The sequence below is a fragment of the Methylibium rhizosphaerae genome, assembly GCF_006386545.1.
Lineage (GTDB): Bacteria > Pseudomonadota > Gammaproteobacteria > Burkholderiales > Burkholderiaceae_C > Pseudorivibacter > Pseudorivibacter rhizosphaerae.
The window spans coordinates 79,035-93,620 of sequence record NZ_SWAR01000021.1; the positions used below are offsets into that span (position 1 = coordinate 79,035).

Genomic DNA, 14,586 nt, shown 5'->3' on the forward strand with positions numbered 1-14,586 from the left:
ACCTGCTGCTAACGCAGGCCCTGCGGTTGGAGTGGACGGTCACCGAGGGTGACTGCTGTCCAAGTGATGCTCCGCTGATGAAAACGAAAATTATGTCATTCGGCCTTGCGATGCAGCAACCCGAATGCTCCGGGAGTCCAGGGAAGGCAGAGGCAGCGCACACACAAGAAAGGGCTCCCGGCCAGCAGCCTGGAGCCCTTCGTCGCCTCGCGGATTGTGAACCGATTTCCCAGCCGCGGGGGCCTTTTCCACGCGGGCCAGTCCGATGGCTGTCATCGGCTTGTCATGCCGACGGTCGAGGCGCAAACTGGTTCGGCGAGGAGGGCTCCGCGCGTGGGCGTGGCACTCCTGCATTTGGGACTTTGCCGTAACCCCTCTCGAAAGGAGGTCTTATGAATCTGACGATCAGTGGACACCACCTTGAAGTGACGCCGGCTCTGCGCGAGTACGTGCTAACGAAGCTGGACCGGGTGACACGTCATTTCGACCAGGTGGTGGACATTAACGTGCTGCTCACCGTCGAGAAGCAGAAGGAAAAGGAGCGCCGCCAGAAAGCCGAGGTGAATCTGCACGTCAAGGGTCGTGACATCTTCGTCGAACAATCCCACGAGGACCTCTACGCAGCAATCGATCAGCTCATGGACAAACTCGACCGTCAGGTCTGCCGCCACAAGGACCGCCTGCACGATCACCACCACGATTCGCCCAAGCGCAACGGCGCGACAGAGGCGCCGTGAATTCCCGGCTTGCCACCCAAGCCAACCGTCAAGAGCGGCCCACCCGGGCCGCTTTTTGCTTTTGGCGCCCGCCGTTATCTGCGGCATTCAGCACATCTTGTTGCGTTGCAGCAGGATGTGCACAATTGTTCGACTGGCGTTGGGTATACGCTTCTGGTTCAGGGGGCGATTCCTATAATCCGCCGCTTCATTTGGAAGTGCGTCCGCCAAGGTCCTGCCCGGCCGAAACCGACGCTGTGAGCTAATGAACCGTCTTGCCGCCATCCTGCCTGTCGCCAACGTGCTGGTGGATGTGGATGCCACCAGCAAAAAGCGCGCGTTCGAGCACGCCGGGCTGATGTTCGAGAACCAGCACGCCATCGCGCGTGCCACGGTCACGGACAACCTGTTTGCCCGCGAGCGCCTCGGCTCCACCGGCCTCGGCCATGGGGTGGCGATCCCGCACGGCCGCATCAAGGGGCTGAAGAACCCGCTGGCCGCCGTGCTGCGCGTGCAGGCCGCCATCCCGTTCGACGCTCCCGACGACGAGCCGGTGTCGCTGCTGATCTTCCTGCTGGTGCCCGAGGCTGCCACCCAGCGCCACCTGGAAATCCTTTCCGAGATCGCCGAGCTGCTGAGTGACCGTGAACTGCGCGAGCGCCTGAAGACCGAGCCCGAAGCTGCCAAGGTCCACGAGCTGATCTCGAACTGGGAGCCGCTCAAGTCGGTGGCCTGAACCAGCGGCCAGGCTGGTAAAAACCGGCCCCATGAAGCCCACCGTCATCAGCGCCGAGGCGCTATTCGAGGCTCACCGCGATTCGCTGCGGTGGGAATGGATCGCCGGCCATGCCCACCCGGAGCGCCGCTTCGACGAAGTGGCCGTGCGCGACGCCCAGTCGGCCGCCGACCTTGTCGGCTATCTCAACTACATCCACCCCTACCGGGTCCAGATCGTCGGCCGTCGCGAGGTGCGTTACCTCTCCGACGCGGTGGTCGAAGACCAGGAGCGGCGCATCTCGCGCATCGTGACCCTGGAGCCGCCGGTGATCGTGGTGGCCGATGGCCAGACGCCGCCGGAAAAGCTGGTCGCCATCTGCGGCCGCGCGGAGATTCCGCTGTTCGTGACGCAGGAATCGGCCGGCCATGTGATCGACGTGATGCGCAGCCACCTGGCCCAGCATTTCGCCGAGCGGCTCACCCGCCATGGCGTGTTCATGGACATCCTGGGCGTGGGCGTGCTGCTCACCGGCGAGTCGGGGCTGGGCAAGAGCGAACTCGGCCTCGAGCTCATTTCACGCGGGCATGGCCTCGTGGCCGATGATGCGGTGGACCTGTACCGGGTGTCGCAGACATCGATCGAGGGTCGCTGCCCCCCGCTGCTCATCAACCTGCTCGAGGTGCGCGGCATCGGCCTGCTCGACATCAAGGCCATCTTCGGCGAGACGGCGGTGCGGCGGAAGATGCGGCTGCGCCTGATCGTGCACCTGGTGCGCAAGGAAACGATGGAGCGCGAGTTCGAGCGGCTGCCCTACGAGCCGCTGTACGAGGAGGTGCTGGGCGTGAAGGTTCGCAAGGCGGTCATCGCGGTGGACGCCGGCCGCAACCTGGCCGTGCTGGTGGAAGCCGCCGTGCGCAACACCGTGCTGCAACTGCGCGGCATCGACACCTACAAGGAATTCATCGAGCGCCACCGCAAGGCGATGGAGCAAGGGGAGAAATAGTGAGCGGTGACCCAGTCACTGCCCCTTTCCCTTGCAGCCCTCGCGCCGGCACACCACGTAGAGCGCCAGGGAGTGGTCCTGCAGGTCGTAGCCACGTTCCTTGGCGATCTCCTGCTGGCGCCGCTCGATCTCCGGGTCGTAGAACTCCTCGACGCGGCCGCAGACCACGCATACGAGGTGGTCGTGGTGCTTGCCCTCGTTGAGCTCGAAGACCGCCTTGCCCGACTCGAAATGGTTGCGTGAGAGGATGCCCGCCTGCTCGAACTGCATCAGCACGCGGTACACGGTTGCCAGCCCGATGTCGGAGCCCTCGGTCAGCAGGGCCTTGAACACGTCTTCGGCGGTGAGGTGGCGCACGCTGGAGCGCTGGAAGACTTCCAGGATCTTGATGCGGGGCAGCGTGGCCTTGAGGCCGCTGCTCTTGAGGTCTTCAGCATTTGACATGGGGATTCCACCTGAGGCTTCCAGGAACGGGGGAGGCAGGTGCCCCCGCTAGAATCTTTCCATCATATCGAGTTGGGCCGCCACGCCGCCCAATCCTCCGCTCATGACGCACTCTCTCCTGCGGCCGCTGCTGGCGGCGCTTCTCCCCCTGTCGCTCGGAGCGTGCAGTTCGCTGCAGTCTTCGGACAACTTCCTCGGCGTCATCACGCCCTACCGCGTCGAGGTGGTGCAGGGCAACGTGGTCACCAAGGAGCAGGCCGCGCTCATCAAGCCCGGCATGAGCCGCGCCCAGGTGCGTGATGTCCTCGGCTCGCCCCTGCTGACCGACATCTTCCACGCCGATCGCTGGGACTATGTCTTCACCATCCGCCGCCGTGGCGCCGAGCCGCAGCAGCGCAACGTGATGGTGCTGTTCCAGGAAGACAAGGTCAGCAAGTTCGAAGCCGCCGAACTGCCGTCCGAGCGTGATTTCGTCAATTCCATCGACGTGGCCAAGACCGGCCGGGTGCCGGTGCTGGAGCTGACCGAGGAACAGATCAAGGCCCTGCCGGTGCCGCCCAAGCCCGAGGCCACGCTGGCCGACGCCGCGCCGCAAGGGCCGGCGCGCAGCTACCCGCCGCTGGAGCGCACCAAGTGAGCCAGCCCTTGCGCATCGCGGTGGCCGGCGCTTCCGGCCGCATGGGGCACATGCTGATCGAGGCCATTGCCGCCTCGCCCGACTGCCAGCTGGCCGGCGCACTCGACATCGCCGGCAGCCCCGCGCTCGGCCAGGACGCCACCGCGTTCCTCGGCAGGACCAGCGGCGTGGCCATCACGAGCGACCTGCGGGCGGGCCTTGCCAACTCGCAGTTCCTCATCGACTTCACCCGCCCCGAGGGCACGCTGGCGCACCTGGCGGTATGCCGCGAACTGGGCGTGAAGGTGGTCATCGGCACGACCGGCTTTTCCGACGCGCAGAAGGCGCAGATCGCCGAAGCCGCGAAGGACACCGCCGTCATGATGGCGCCCAACATGAGCGTGGGCGTCAACGTGGTGCTCAAGCTGCTGCAGCAGGCCGCGCGCGCGCTGGCCGAGGGCTACGACATCGAGATCATCGAGGCGCATCACCGCCACAAGGTCGACGCCCCCAGCGGCACCGCGCTCAAGATGGGCGAGGTGGTGGCGCAGGCGCTCGGCCGCGATCTCAAGAGCTGCGCGGTCTACGGCCGCGAAGGCGTCACGGGCGAGCGCGACCCGTCCACCATTGGCTTTGCCACCATCCGCGGCGGCGACGTGGTGGGCGACCACACCGTGCTGTTCGCCGGCATCGGCGAACGCATCGAGATCTCGCACAAGGCGTCGAGCCGCGCCACCTTCGCCCAGGGCAGCCTGCGCGCGGTGCGTTTCCTGGCCGGGCAGTCCAAGGGCCTGTTCGGCATGGACGACGTGCTGGGCCTGGCCTGACCCGACATGGCCGGCCTGGGAAAGTTCTGGTCCGAGGGCGACGCCATCACGCAGGCGGTGGCGCTGCTGCTGCTGGCCATGTCGGTGAGCGCCTGGGTGGTGATCTTCTGGAAGGCCTGGCTGCTGCGTCGCGCCCGCAAGGACATCGCCCGTGCCGTGCCGGCCTTCTGGGCCGCTCCGGACATCGACACCGGCCGCACCCAGCTGGCGGCCTTCGACCGCGAGCGCATCGTCGCGCCGCTGCTGGAAGCCGCCACGCAGACGGCCACCCCCCGCACCCTCGAAGCGTCCGGCCAGCTCGCTTCCCAGCTCACCCGCCGCCTGCGCGATGCGCTTCATGCGGTGCTGCACCACCTGCAGTTCGGCCAGGTGCTGCTGGCGTCGATCGGCTCGACGGCCCCCTTCATCGGGCTGTTCGGCACGGTGTGGGGCATCTATCACGCGCTGGTGGGCATCTCGGCCAGCGGCAGCATGTCCATCGACAAGGTGTCCGGCCCGGTGGGCGAGGCGCTCATCATGACCGCCGCCGGGCTGGCGGTGGCCATACCGGCGGTGCTGGCCTACAACCTGTTCGGCAAGTGGGTGGGCGCCTGCGAGGCCGAACTCGAGGGCTTCGCGCACGACCTGCGCGAGATGGTGCTCGACATCCACGGCGCGGCACCGCGCGCCGAGTAGCAAGGCGGGGCAGGACCATGGCCTTCGGCCGCCTCGAACGCACCACCGGCCCGCAGCCGATGAGCGACATCAACATGACGCCGCTGATCGACGTGATGCTGGTGCTGCTGGTGATCTTCATGATCACCGCGCCCCTCATGACGTCGAGCCTGAAGCTCGACCTGCCGAAAAGCGATGCTGCGCAGGCGGGCGGCACCTCTCCCGAAGCGCTCGCGGTGGCGCTCACACCCGACGGTGCGCTCTACCTGTCCGATGAAAAGCTCGACGCCGAAACCTTCGACGCCCGCGTGGCCGAAGCGGCAAGGCGTGCGCCCGACATCGAGGTGCAGCTGCGGGCCGACCGCAGCGTGCCCTACGGCCGTGTGGCCGAACTGATCGGCCGCCTCCAGAAGGCCGGGCTCAACCGCATCGCCTTCGTGGCCGACCCTGGCCCCGCGACCCGCTGAACACGCGCCTTCGCGCGGGGTCGCTTCCTATAATCGCCCGATCCCTTGAGGCGCCGCCTTGCCGCGCGCCGGCCCACCCGCATGAGCACTTCAAACACCCAGTACGACCATCGCGCGGTCGAAGCACAAGCCCAGGCGCACTGGCACGCCAAGGACGCCTACCGTGTCGTCGAAGACGCGAGCCGTCCCAAGTTCTACGCCTGCTCGATGCTGCCCTACCCTAGCGGCAAGCTGCACATGGGCCACGTGCGCAACTACACCATCAACGACATGTTGACCCGGCAGCTGCGCATGAAGGGCTACAACGTGCTCATGCCCATGGGGTGGGACGCCTTCGGCCTGCCCGCCGAGAACGCGGCGATGAAGAACAAGGTGCCGCCGGCCAGGTGGACCTACGACAACATCGCCTACATGAAGAAGCAGATGCTGGCGATGGGCCTGGCCATCGACTGGAGCCGCGAGGTCGCCACCTGCTCGCCCGACTACTACCACTGGAACCAGTGGCTGTTCCTGCGCATGCTCGAGGCAGGCATCGCCGAGCGCCGCACCCAGGTGGTCAACTGGGACCCGGTCGACCAGACCGTGCTGGCCAACGAGCAGGTGATCGACGGGCGCGGCTGGCGCTCGGGCGCCGTGGTCGAAAAGCGCGAGATCCCGGGCTACTACCTCAACATCACCAAATACGCCGAAGAGCTGCTCGACCACGTGCAGCACAAGCTGCCCGGCTGGCCCGAGCGCGTGCGGCTGATGCAGGAGAACTGGATCGGCAAGAGCGAAGGCGTGCGCTTTGCCTTCACCCACGACATCCAGGGCGCCGACGGCAAGCCCATCCAGGACGGCAGGCTGTACGTCTTCACCACCCGTGCCGACACCATCATGGGTGTGAGCTTCTGCGCGGTCGCGCCCGAGCATCCGCTGGCCGCCCATGCGGCGCAGGGCAACCCCAAGCTGGCCGCCTTCATCGAGGCCTGCAAGCAGGGCGGCACCACCGAGGCCGAGCTTGCCACCAAGGAAAAGGAAGGCCTGCCCACCGGCCTGTACGTGACGCACCCGCTCACCGGCGAGAAGGTCGAGGTGTGGGTCGGCAACTACGTGCTCATGAGTTACGGCGACGGCGCCGTGATGGGCGTGCCGGCGCACGACGAGCGCGACTTCGCCTTCGCCAAGAAGTACCACCTGCCCATCCTGCAGGTCGTCACGGTGGACGGCGAGCACTACACCACCGACCACTGGCAGGAGTGGTATGCCGACAAGCAGCGCGGCGTGACCATCAACTCGGGCAACTACAGCGGCCTGTCGTACCAGGCGGCGGTCGATGCCATCGCCTCGGCGCTGGCCGACAAGGGCCTGGGCGAGAAGAAGACCACCTGGCGCCTGCGCGACTGGGGCATCAGCCGCCAGCGTTACTGGGGCACGCCGATCCCCATCATCCATTGCGACAGCTGCGGCTCGGTGCCGGTGCCCGAGAAGGACCTGCCGGTGGTGCTGCCCGAAGACCTCATTCCCGACGGCTCCGGCAACCCGCTCAACAAGTGCGAGGCCTTCCTGAAGGTCGACTGCCCCAAGTGCGGCAAGCCGGCGCGGCGCGAGACCGACACGATGGACACCTTCGTCGATTCGTCGTGGTACTTCATGCGCTACTGCGACGCACGCAACGACCGCGCCATGGTGGGCGCCGGCACGCAGTACTGGATGCCGATGGACCAGTACATCGGCGGCATCGAGCACGCCATCCTGCACCTGCTGTACGCCCGCTTCTGGACCAAGGTGATGCGCGACCTGGGCATGGTGAAGGTGGACGAGCCGTTCACCCGCCTGCTGACGCAGGGCATGGTCCTGAAGGACGCCTTCTTCCACAAGCCCGAAGGCGGCGGCAAGCACTACTACTGGGAACACGAGGTCGACATCGTCACCAACGAGCAGGGCCAGATCGCCGGTGCGCGCCTGAAGGCCGACGGCACGCCGCTCGAGCACGAGATGACCACGATGTCGAAGTCGAAGAACAACGGCGTCGACCCGCAGGACCTGATCGACCAGTACGGCGCCGACACGGCGCGCCTGTTCGTGATGTTCGCCTCGCCCCCGGAACAGACGCTCGAATGGAGCGACTCCGGCGTCGAGGGTGCGCATCGCTTCCTGCGCCGCGTCTGGGGCTTCGGCCAGAAGCATGCCGACGCCATCCAGTCGGCCCAGGACGTGGGCAGCGGCCTGAACGCCGATGCGAAGGCGCTGCGCTTCGAGGTGCACAGCGTGCTCAAGCAGGTGAGCTACGACTACGAACGCATGCAGTACAACACCGTGGTTTCCGGTGCGATGAAGCTGCTCAACGCGCTCGAAGGCTACAAGGGCGACGGCAGCGCCGGCTCGAACGCCGCGCTGCGCGAGGCGTATTCGGTGCTGCTGCGCGTGCTCTACCCGGCCTGCCCGCACATCACCCACGGGCTGTGGTCCCAGCTCGGTTATGCCGCTCGCCTGGGCGACCTGCTGGACGCGCACTGGCCGCAGGTGGACGAAGCCGCGCTGGTGCAGGACGAGCTCGAGCTGATGCTGCAGGTCAACGGCAAGCTGCGTGGCGCCATCCGGGTGCCTGCCTCGGCGGACAAGGCGGCCATCGAAGCGGCTGCCCTGGCCACCGAGGAGTTCGCCAGGTTCGGCGAAGGCAAGCCGGCCAAGAAGGTGATCGTGGTGCCGGGGCGCCTGGTCAACGTGGTGGTCTGATGACCCACCCGCGTCGCGCCTGGCTGGCCGCAGCATCGGCGGCCCTGCTCGCCGCCTGCGGCTTCGAGCTGCGCCGTCCGCCCGAGCTGCAGCTCAAGCGGGTCATGCTCAAGGGCTTCGAGAAGCGTTCGCCCCTGGCTGACGAACTCCGGCGCACGCTGCAGTCCGGCGGCACCCAGGTGGTCGAAACCACGCCGCAGGCCGAGGCCGTGCTCGAGTCCCTGGGCGACAAGCGCGAACAGGTCATCGCCGCGCAGACCGCCGCGGGCCAGGTGCGCGAACTGACCTTGCGCCTGCGCTTCAGGTTCCAGCTCACCGCGCCGTCCGGCCGCGAACTCATCGGGCCGACCGAGCTGCTGCTCAGCCGCGACATGAGCTACAGCGAAACCAGCGCGCTGGCCAAGGAGCAGGAGTCCGAGATGCTGTACCGCTCGATGCAAAGCGACGTGGTGGCCCAGGTGATGCGGCGCCTGGCGGCCGTCAGGCTCTGAGTCCGGACGCTCGATGCAGCTGCGCGCCGAACAACTCGCTGCCCACCTGAAGCAGGGCCTGCGTCCCATCTACACGCTCCACGGCGACGAACCCCTGCTGGCGCAGGAAGCCGCCGATGCAATACGGGCCGCCGCGCGCGCGGCCGGCCACACCGAACGCCAGGTGCACACCGTGGCCGGCGCGCATTTCGACTGGAGCAGCCTGCTGGGTGCCTCGCAGGCGATGAGCCTGTTCGCGGACAAGCAGCTCATCGAGATCCGCATCCCGTCGGGCAAGCCGGGCAAGGACGGTTCCGAAGCCATCCAGCGCTACTGCGACAGCCTGAGCGACGACGTCATCACGCTGGTCGCCTTGCCGCGGCTGGACCGCACGCAGCTCTCCAGCGCCTGGTTCACCGCCCTCGACGGCGCCGGCGCCACCATCAAGCTCGATCCCATCGAGCGCCGCGCGCTGCCGCAGTGGATCGCGCAGCGCCTGGCCGCCCAGGGCCAGCGCGTGCGCGAAGGCGAGGAAGGCCAGCGCACGCTGGCCTTCTTTGCCGACCGGGTCGAAGGCAACCTGCTGGCCGCGCACCAGGAGATCACCAAGCTCGGCCTGCTGCATCCGCAGGGCGAGCTCGGTTTCGAGGAGGTCGAGGCCGCGGTGCTGAACGTGGCGCGCTACGACGTCTTCAAGCTCAGCGAAGCGGTGCTGGCCGGCCAGGTGTCGCGCGTGCTGCGCATGCTCGACGGCCTGCAGTCCGAAGGCGAGGCGGCGGTGCTGGTGCACTGGACGCTGGCCGAGGACATCCGCGCGCTCAAGCGGGTGAAGGACGCGGTGGCCGCCGGCAAGCCCTTGCCCATGGCGCTGCGCGAAAGCCGCGTGTGGGGCGTGAAGGAGCGGCTGTTCGAGCGCGTGGTGCCGCTGCTCAGCGAGTCGGCGCTGGCCCACCTGGTCGACGCCGCGCAGGTGTGCGACGGCCTCGTCAAGGGCCTGCGGCACCCGGCCTGGCCGGTCGACCCGTGGGAAGGCTTGAAGCGCCTGGCGCTCATGCTCGCCGAGCAGACCGCCGCCCCTGCCGGCGCACGCAGCGGCGGCGGGCTCAAGCTGGTGCTGGGAGCCTGAGCGTGCCAATCACGGGGCGCCGAGCTCCAACCCCAGGCGTTCCCGCAGCAGCCGCTTGCCGGCCGGCGTGAGCCGCAGCGCGCGGCTGTCGAGGTCGCGCTGCAGCCAGCGCCGCGCGAGCAGCAGCTCGAGCAGGGCCGCGCCCAGTGCGCCGCCCAGGTGGGCGCGCCGCTCGCTCCAGTCGAGGCAGGCGCAGGCCAGGCGGCGGCGGGTGCGCGACAGGCCGGCCATGTCGAGCCCCAGCGCCTGCAGCGCGGTGCTGCCGGCCGGCGTGAGTGTGTAGTCGCCCTCGTCGCGCTCGCCATGCAGCCAGCGCAGCGCCAGCAGGCGGTCGTGCAGCGCCACGCCCAGCTCGCCGGCCGCATGGTCGTAGCAGCTGCGGGCATGGCGCAAGGCCTGCGGCGTGCTGGGCTCGAAGCCGGCGGCGCGCGGCACGCCGGCCACCACCAGCAGCGATTCGAGCGCCCTCGCCACCGCGGGGCCGGCCAGCTGCGCGTAGCGGTGCTTGCCCTGCCGCACCACGTGGACGAGGCCGCTGGCCTCGAGTCGTGCGATGTGGGTGCTGGCAGTGGAGGCCGCGATGTCCGCCGCAGCGGCCAGCTCGGTGGCGGTGCGGGCGCGGCCGTCGAGCAGCGCGCACAGCATGCGGGCGCGGGCCGGCTCGGCCACGGCCGCGGCCAGCTGCGCAAGACGGGTGTCGGGGTCGGTCATCGCGCCATTCTGGGCCAGGCTCGCGTCCACACTTCGGGCCACACCGAAGTGTCGCGGCCGCGGGCGGGGCATGCTGCGAGGCATGGACCTCACACCACGACCTCTGCCCCCACCCCGCCACGCGCTCGACGCGGTGGTGCATCCCGACCCCTACCCCTGGTATCGCGAGCGTGTGGCACGAGCGCCGCTCGTGTTCGATGCCGAACTGGGCCTGTGGGTGGCCGCCAGTGCCGAAGCGGTGCGCGCGGTACTGGCCCATCCCGCAGCACGCGTGCGGCCGCCTCTGGAGCCGGTGCCGGCGCCGCTGGCGGGCTCGGCGGTCGGTGCGATGTTCGGCCGCTGGGCCCGCATGAACGACGGCAGCGCACATGCCGCGGTCAAGCCGATGCTGCAAGGCGCGCTCGGCGCGTTGCCGGCGCCGCGCTGGCAGCCTGCCGGCGAGGCTTGCCGGCAGGCGTTGGAAGGCCCGGCCGCGCTCGACGCCTTCGTGCTCGGCTGGCCGGTGCGGGCGATGGCGCAGCTGCTCGGGCTCGCGCCGGCCGAGGCGGTGGCCCACGAGGTGCAAGCGGTGGTGGCCGCCATTTCGCCCCGGGCGGACGCCGCGCAACGTGAGCGAGGCGACGCGGCTGCCCGCACCCTGCAGCAGCATTGGCAGCAGGCTCAGGCCACGCCGATGCAGACGCTGCTGGCCAGCGCGGCCCGCAGCGCCGGGGTCGACGCCGCCGTGTTGTCGGCCAATTCGCTGAGCCTGCTGGTGCAGACGCAGGACGCCACCGCCGGCCTCGTTGCCAACACGCTGCACCGTCTGGCCGTGGATGCCGGCCTGGGCGAGGCGGTCCGGCGCGGCTCGGTGCCCTTGCCGTACCTGCTGGACGAGGTGCTGCGCTTCGACGCGCCGATACAGAACACCCGACGCTGGTTCGCCGAGGAGGCGCAGCTCCTGGGGCACACGCTGCGCGCCGGTGACGCGGTGCTGGTGCTGCTGGGCGCAGCCAGCCACGATGCGGCGGTGAACCCGTCGCCAGAACGTTTCGACCCGGCGCGTGCCGCACCGGTGTCGTTCGCCTTCGGGCTGGGCGGCCATGCCTGCCCCGGCGCAACGCTCGCACGCAGCCTGGCGGCGTCAGCCGTGCAGGGCCTGCTGGACGCCGGGCTCGACCCGCGCCGCACCGGCCCGGCCCGGCACTGGTACCCGCTGCCCAACGCCCGCATCGCCCGCTTTTCACCCGCCCAGGAGCACGCCTCATCATGATCGCCGTCATCTTCGAAGTCCGCCCCACTGCCGAGGGCCGCGACGCCTACTTCCAGTGGGCCGCCCGCCTGCGCGACGAACTGCAGCGCATCGACGGCTTCATCTCGGTGGAGCGGTTCGAAAGCCTGAGCGAGCCGGGCAAGCTGCTGTCGCTGTCGTTCTGGCGCGACGAGGCTGCGGTGCAGCAATGGCGCAACCTGGCGCTGCACCGTCAGGCGCAAGGTGCCGGCCGCGGCGGCCTGTTCGCCGACTACCGCCTGCGGGTGGCAGAGGTGCAGCGCGACTACGGCCTGCACGAACGTGAGCAGGCGCCCACCGACAGCCGAGCCGTCCATCGCACCGATCGACCCGCCTGAGCGTGCTGCAGGTCACGCGCGCCGGGCTTCATCTGTCCGCCGGAACGGCCGAAAACCGGTGAACGAGCCCCGTGTCGCGCCTGGATCGACAGGCGGCGGCGCGGCTCTCCTTCACTCGGATGCGGTGGGACGGGCGATGAACAACAACAGCACCAGTGGCACCAGTGGCACCAGTGGCCCCAGTGGTACCAGCAGGCAGGGTCAGGACGGCCGGGCGCTCCCGGGCGCGTCGTTCTGGCAACTGCTGTCGCGCAGCCTCCAGTTCCGATTCGTCGCGCTGTCCCTCGGGCTCCTGCTGCTGGTGCAGATCGCGAGCTTCGTGCTCATCGGCAGCAGCGTCGAGCGCAGCGTCCGTGCCGCCATCCGCCAGGAGTTGGCCGCCGCTGAGCCCCTGCTGCTGCGCTTGCTGGCGACGGACGCGGCGCGCCGGCGCGAGAGAAGCGAGCTGCAGGACCTGCGCACGATGCTGCGCTTGCATGTGGCCCTGCTGGTGCGCACGGTGGACGGCCGGCACGCGAGCCGCTGGCAGGTGACCGGGCACAGCCTCGATGCCGCCCAGGCGGACGCCTTGCAACGCCGCCTCCTCAGCGATGCGGCGCCCGCCCTGCCGGCCAGCGGAGCCCTGCCGGAGCCGATGCCGCTCGGCCCCGAAGCCTTCGACGGCCGCCTGGTGGCCCTGCCCGACGACGGCGCGCAGCAGACGAGCGCGCTGCTGCTGCAGTCGGTGGACGCCGCGGTGGCACCCTCCCGACGCCTGCAATGGACCCTGCTGGGGCTTTCGTTGGCTGGCGTGCTGCTGTTCGCGCTGGGCAGCGTGCTCGCGGCGCGCCGCATCACCACGCCGCTGTCTGCGCTCACGCGCTCGGCCTGGCGGCTCGGCAAGGGCGACTACGACGCCGCGGTCCAGGTGAAGTCGGCCGACGAGCTCGGCGAGCTGGCCCGGGCCTTCGAGCACATGCGCCTGGCCATGCGCGAACGCGAAGGCGAGATCCGCCGCCTCGCGTTCCGCGACACGCTGACGCACCTGCCCAACCGGGAGCAGTTCCGCGCCGACCTGCGGGAGGCCATCGTGCGCGCCAACCGCCATGGCATCCCCTGCTCGATCCTGATGCTCGACCTCGACCGCTTCAAGCACGTCAACGACGTGCTGGGCCACCGCTTCGGCGACCGCCTGCTGTGCCAGGTGGCGCTGCGCCTGGCCGAAGAGGCGCAGCGCGGCCCCGACGTCGTGGCCCGGCTGGGCGGCGACGAGTTCGCGGTGCTGCTCAACGAGGCCGACGCCAAGGCGGCGCGGCGGGTGGCCGAAAGGGTGCTGCGGGTGTTCGACACGCCGCTCAAGCTCGACGACCACACGGTGGACCTGGGCACCGGCATCGGCATTGCGAGCTGCCCTTCGCACGGCATCGAGGCCGACCTGCTGATGAGCCGTGCCGAGATCGCGATGTACTCGGCCAAGTCCCGCCAGGCCGGCATCGTGGTGTACGAGCCGGCGCTCGACTCCGCCAGCGACGAGTCGCTGTCGCTGCTGTCGGAGCTGCGCCGCGCGGTGGACCGCGAGCAGCTGCGCCTGTACCTGCAGCCCAAGGTGGCGCTGCAGACCGGCGAGGTGGTGGGCGCCGAGGCGCTGGTGCGCTGGCAGCACCCTACGCGCGGCCTGGTGGCGCCGCTGTCGTTCATTCCGTTTGCCGAGCGCACCGGCTTCATCCGCGTGCTCACCGGCTGGATGATCGAGCGCGGCGCCGCGGCGCTGCACCAGCTGCACGCCGAAGGCCGCAAGCTCAAGCTGTCGATCAACCTCTCCACGCGCGACCTGCTCGACCAGGACCTGCCGCCCAAGCTCGAGCAGACGCTGCGCCAGCACAGCATGGACCCGTCGATGCTGTGCCTGGAGATCACCGAGAGCGCCATCATGGACGACCCGCAGCGCGCCCTGGCCACGCTGGAGCGCCTGCATGGCATCGGCCTCAAGCTGTCGATCGACGACTTCGGCACCGGCTATTCGTCGCTGGCCTACCTGAAGCGCCTGCCGGTGGACGAGCTGAAGATCGACAAGAGCTTCGTGCTCAGCATGGAGCGCGACCTCGACGACGCGAAGATCGTGCGCTCCACCGTGGACCTGGCGCACAACCTGGGCCTGTCCGTCGTGGCCGAGGGCGTGGAGAACGCCAAGGCCTGGACCCTGCTCGAAGGCCTGCGCTGCGACGAGGCGCAAGGCTTCTTCATCGCGCAGCCCATGCCCCACGAGCAGTTCGGCGCCTGGGTCCGGCGCTGGGTGCCGCCCAAGCGGGAGCGGCTGGACACCGAGTTCGCGGCGCTGGTGTAGGCGGCTAGGGCCTGTTAACGCTATTTGGAGCCTCACGCTTGGATCCCTGGGGGCGCAGGCCGAGGCGCCGCCGAGGCGGTGTGCTCACTGCACACAACGAGGCGGCAACGACGGCATGCGCCCCCAGGGACCCAAGCCCTGCGGGTGATCCCAGGAAACGGGCGCCCTCCGCGTTGCAAATGCTC

General features: G+C 69.3%; 15 protein-coding genes. 13 read left to right on the forward strand and 2 right to left on the reverse strand.

What is annotated here, in order from left to right:
- Positions 1-392 precede the first annotated feature (392 nt).
- The 3 genes from hpf to hprK all read left to right on the forward strand — a co-directional run bounded on the left by hpf (position 393) and on the right by hprK (position 2,437).
- Positions 393-737, forward strand: coding sequence for a ribosome hibernation-promoting factor, HPF/YfiA family (gene hpf / locus E8D38_RS15915; RefSeq protein WP_140632831.1), 345 nt, complete (start codon positions 393-395; stop codon positions 735-737).
- A 244-nt stretch (positions 738-981) separates the two neighbouring features.
- Entirely contained in the window at positions 982-1,452 is a 471-nt protein-coding gene (locus E8D38_RS15920) for a PTS sugar transporter subunit IIA (RefSeq protein WP_140632834.1), read from the forward strand.
- A gap of 31 nt (positions 1,453-1,483) precedes the next feature.
- A complete protein-coding gene (gene hprK / locus E8D38_RS15925) occupies positions 1,484-2,437 on the forward strand; it encodes an HPr(Ser) kinase/phosphatase (protein ID WP_140632837.1) in 954 nt (317 codons plus the stop codon).
- 15 nt (positions 2,438-2,452) lie between these two features.
- On the opposite strand, the gene fur is transcribed toward hprK, so the two are convergent.
- Positions 2,453-2,881 (reverse strand): ferric iron uptake transcriptional regulator, encoded by a 429-nt coding sequence (fur, locus tag E8D38_RS15930; protein WP_140632840.1) that lies wholly within the window; start codon positions 2,879-2,881, stop codon positions 2,453-2,455.
- 103 nt (positions 2,882-2,984) lie between these two features.
- Between fur and E8D38_RS15935 the strand changes: the two genes are divergently transcribed.
- From E8D38_RS15935 to holA, 7 genes are all read left to right on the forward strand, one after another.
- The gene (locus tag E8D38_RS15935; protein ID WP_140632843.1) at positions 2,985-3,518 is read left to right on the forward strand and encodes an outer membrane protein assembly factor BamE; all 534 of its coding nucleotides are present in this window, start codon (positions 2,985-2,987) and stop codon (positions 3,516-3,518) included.
- A complete protein-coding gene (gene dapB, locus E8D38_RS15940; RefSeq protein WP_140632846.1) occupies positions 3,515-4,324 on the forward strand; it encodes a 4-hydroxy-tetrahydrodipicolinate reductase in 810 nt (269 codons plus the stop codon). The genes E8D38_RS15935 and dapB overlap by 4 nt, the downstream gene beginning before the upstream one ends.
- A gap of 6 nt (positions 4,325-4,330) precedes the next feature.
- A complete protein-coding gene (locus E8D38_RS15945; RefSeq protein WP_140632849.1) occupies positions 4,331-4,999 on the forward strand; it encodes a MotA/TolQ/ExbB proton channel family protein in 669 nt (222 codons plus the stop codon).
- Between the two features lie 17 nt (positions 5,000-5,016).
- Complete coding sequence (locus E8D38_RS15950) at positions 5,017-5,445, forward strand: ExbD/TolR family protein (protein ID WP_140632852.1); 429 nt, start codon at positions 5,017-5,019, stop codon at positions 5,443-5,445.
- An 81-nt stretch (positions 5,446-5,526) separates the two neighbouring features.
- Entirely contained in the window at positions 5,527-8,163 is a 2,637-nt protein-coding gene (gene leuS / locus E8D38_RS15955; RefSeq protein ID WP_140632855.1) for a leucine--tRNA ligase, read from the forward strand.
- Positions 8,163-8,654, forward strand: a complete 492-nt coding sequence (locus E8D38_RS15960; RefSeq protein WP_140632858.1) for an LPS-assembly lipoprotein LptE — start codon at positions 8,163-8,165, stop codon at positions 8,652-8,654. Before leuS ends, E8D38_RS15960 begins: the two co-directional genes overlap by 1 nt.
- A gap of 13 nt (positions 8,655-8,667) precedes the next feature.
- Positions 8,668-9,759, forward strand: coding sequence for a DNA polymerase III subunit delta (gene holA, locus E8D38_RS15965; RefSeq protein ID WP_140632861.1), 1,092 nt, complete (start codon positions 8,668-8,670; stop codon positions 9,757-9,759).
- Between the two features lie 9 nt (positions 9,760-9,768).
- Here holA and E8D38_RS15970 read toward each other — a convergent pair whose 3' ends face one another.
- The gene (locus E8D38_RS15970; RefSeq protein ID WP_140632864.1) at positions 9,769-10,470 is read right to left on the reverse strand and encodes a helix-turn-helix domain-containing protein; all 702 of its coding nucleotides are present in this window, start codon (positions 10,468-10,470) and stop codon (positions 9,769-9,771) included.
- Between the two features lie 82 nt (positions 10,471-10,552).
- Between E8D38_RS15970 and E8D38_RS15975 the strand changes: the two genes are divergently transcribed.
- The 3 genes from E8D38_RS15975 (at position 10,553) to E8D38_RS15985 (ending at position 14,401) form a co-directional block, all read left to right on the forward strand.
- Positions 10,553-11,722, forward strand: coding sequence for a cytochrome P450 (locus E8D38_RS15975; protein ID WP_140632867.1), 1,170 nt, complete (start codon positions 10,553-10,555; stop codon positions 11,720-11,722).
- Complete coding sequence (locus E8D38_RS15980; protein WP_140632870.1) at positions 11,719-12,078, forward strand: antibiotic biosynthesis monooxygenase family protein; 360 nt, start codon at positions 11,719-11,721, stop codon at positions 12,076-12,078. Before E8D38_RS15975 ends, E8D38_RS15980 begins: the two co-directional genes overlap by 4 nt.
- 136 nt (positions 12,079-12,214) lie before the next feature.
- A complete protein-coding gene (locus E8D38_RS15985) occupies positions 12,215-14,401 on the forward strand; it encodes a putative bifunctional diguanylate cyclase/phosphodiesterase (RefSeq protein WP_140632873.1) in 2,187 nt (728 codons plus the stop codon).
- The last annotated feature ends 185 nt before the right edge of the window (positions 14,402-14,586 follow it).

Bases quoted from the DNA above. Each gene is read 5' to 3' on its own strand.
- hpf (WP_140632831.1), top strand. From the start codon at position 393: ATGAATCTGACGATCAGTGGACACCACCTTGAAGTGACGCCGGCTCTG.
- E8D38_RS15920 (WP_140632834.1), top strand. From the start codon at position 982: ATGAACCGTCTTGCCGCCATCCTGCCTGTCGCCAACGTGCTGGTGGAT.
- hprK (WP_140632837.1), top strand. From the start codon at position 1,484: ATGAAGCCCACCGTCATCAGCGCCGAGGCGCTATTCGAGGCTCACCGC.
- fur (WP_140632840.1), bottom strand. From the start codon at position 2,881: ATGTCAAATGCTGAAGACCTCAAGAGCAGCGGCCTCAAGGCCACGCTG.
- E8D38_RS15935 (WP_140632843.1), top strand. From the start codon at position 2,985: ATGACGCACTCTCTCCTGCGGCCGCTGCTGGCGGCGCTTCTCCCCCTG.
- E8D38_RS15945 (WP_140632849.1), top strand. From the start codon at position 4,331: ATGGCCGGCCTGGGAAAGTTCTGGTCCGAGGGCGACGCCATCACGCAG.
- E8D38_RS15950 (WP_140632852.1), top strand. From the start codon at position 5,017: ATGGCCTTCGGCCGCCTCGAACGCACCACCGGCCCGCAGCCGATGAGC.
- leuS (WP_140632855.1), top strand. From the start codon at position 5,527: ATGAGCACTTCAAACACCCAGTACGACCATCGCGCGGTCGAAGCACAA.
- E8D38_RS15960 (WP_140632858.1), top strand. From the start codon at position 8,163: ATGACCCACCCGCGTCGCGCCTGGCTGGCCGCAGCATCGGCGGCCCTG.
- holA (WP_140632861.1), top strand. From the start codon at position 8,668: ATGCAGCTGCGCGCCGAACAACTCGCTGCCCACCTGAAGCAGGGCCTG.
- E8D38_RS15970 (WP_140632864.1), bottom strand. From the start codon at position 10,470: ATGACCGACCCCGACACCCGTCTTGCGCAGCTGGCCGCGGCCGTGGCC.
- E8D38_RS15975 (WP_140632867.1), top strand. From the start codon at position 10,553: ATGGACCTCACACCACGACCTCTGCCCCCACCCCGCCACGCGCTCGAC.
- E8D38_RS15980 (WP_140632870.1), top strand. From the start codon at position 11,719: ATGATCGCCGTCATCTTCGAAGTCCGCCCCACTGCCGAGGGCCGCGAC.
- E8D38_RS15985 (WP_140632873.1), top strand. From the start codon at position 12,215: ATGAACAACAACAGCACCAGTGGCACCAGTGGCACCAGTGGCCCCAGT.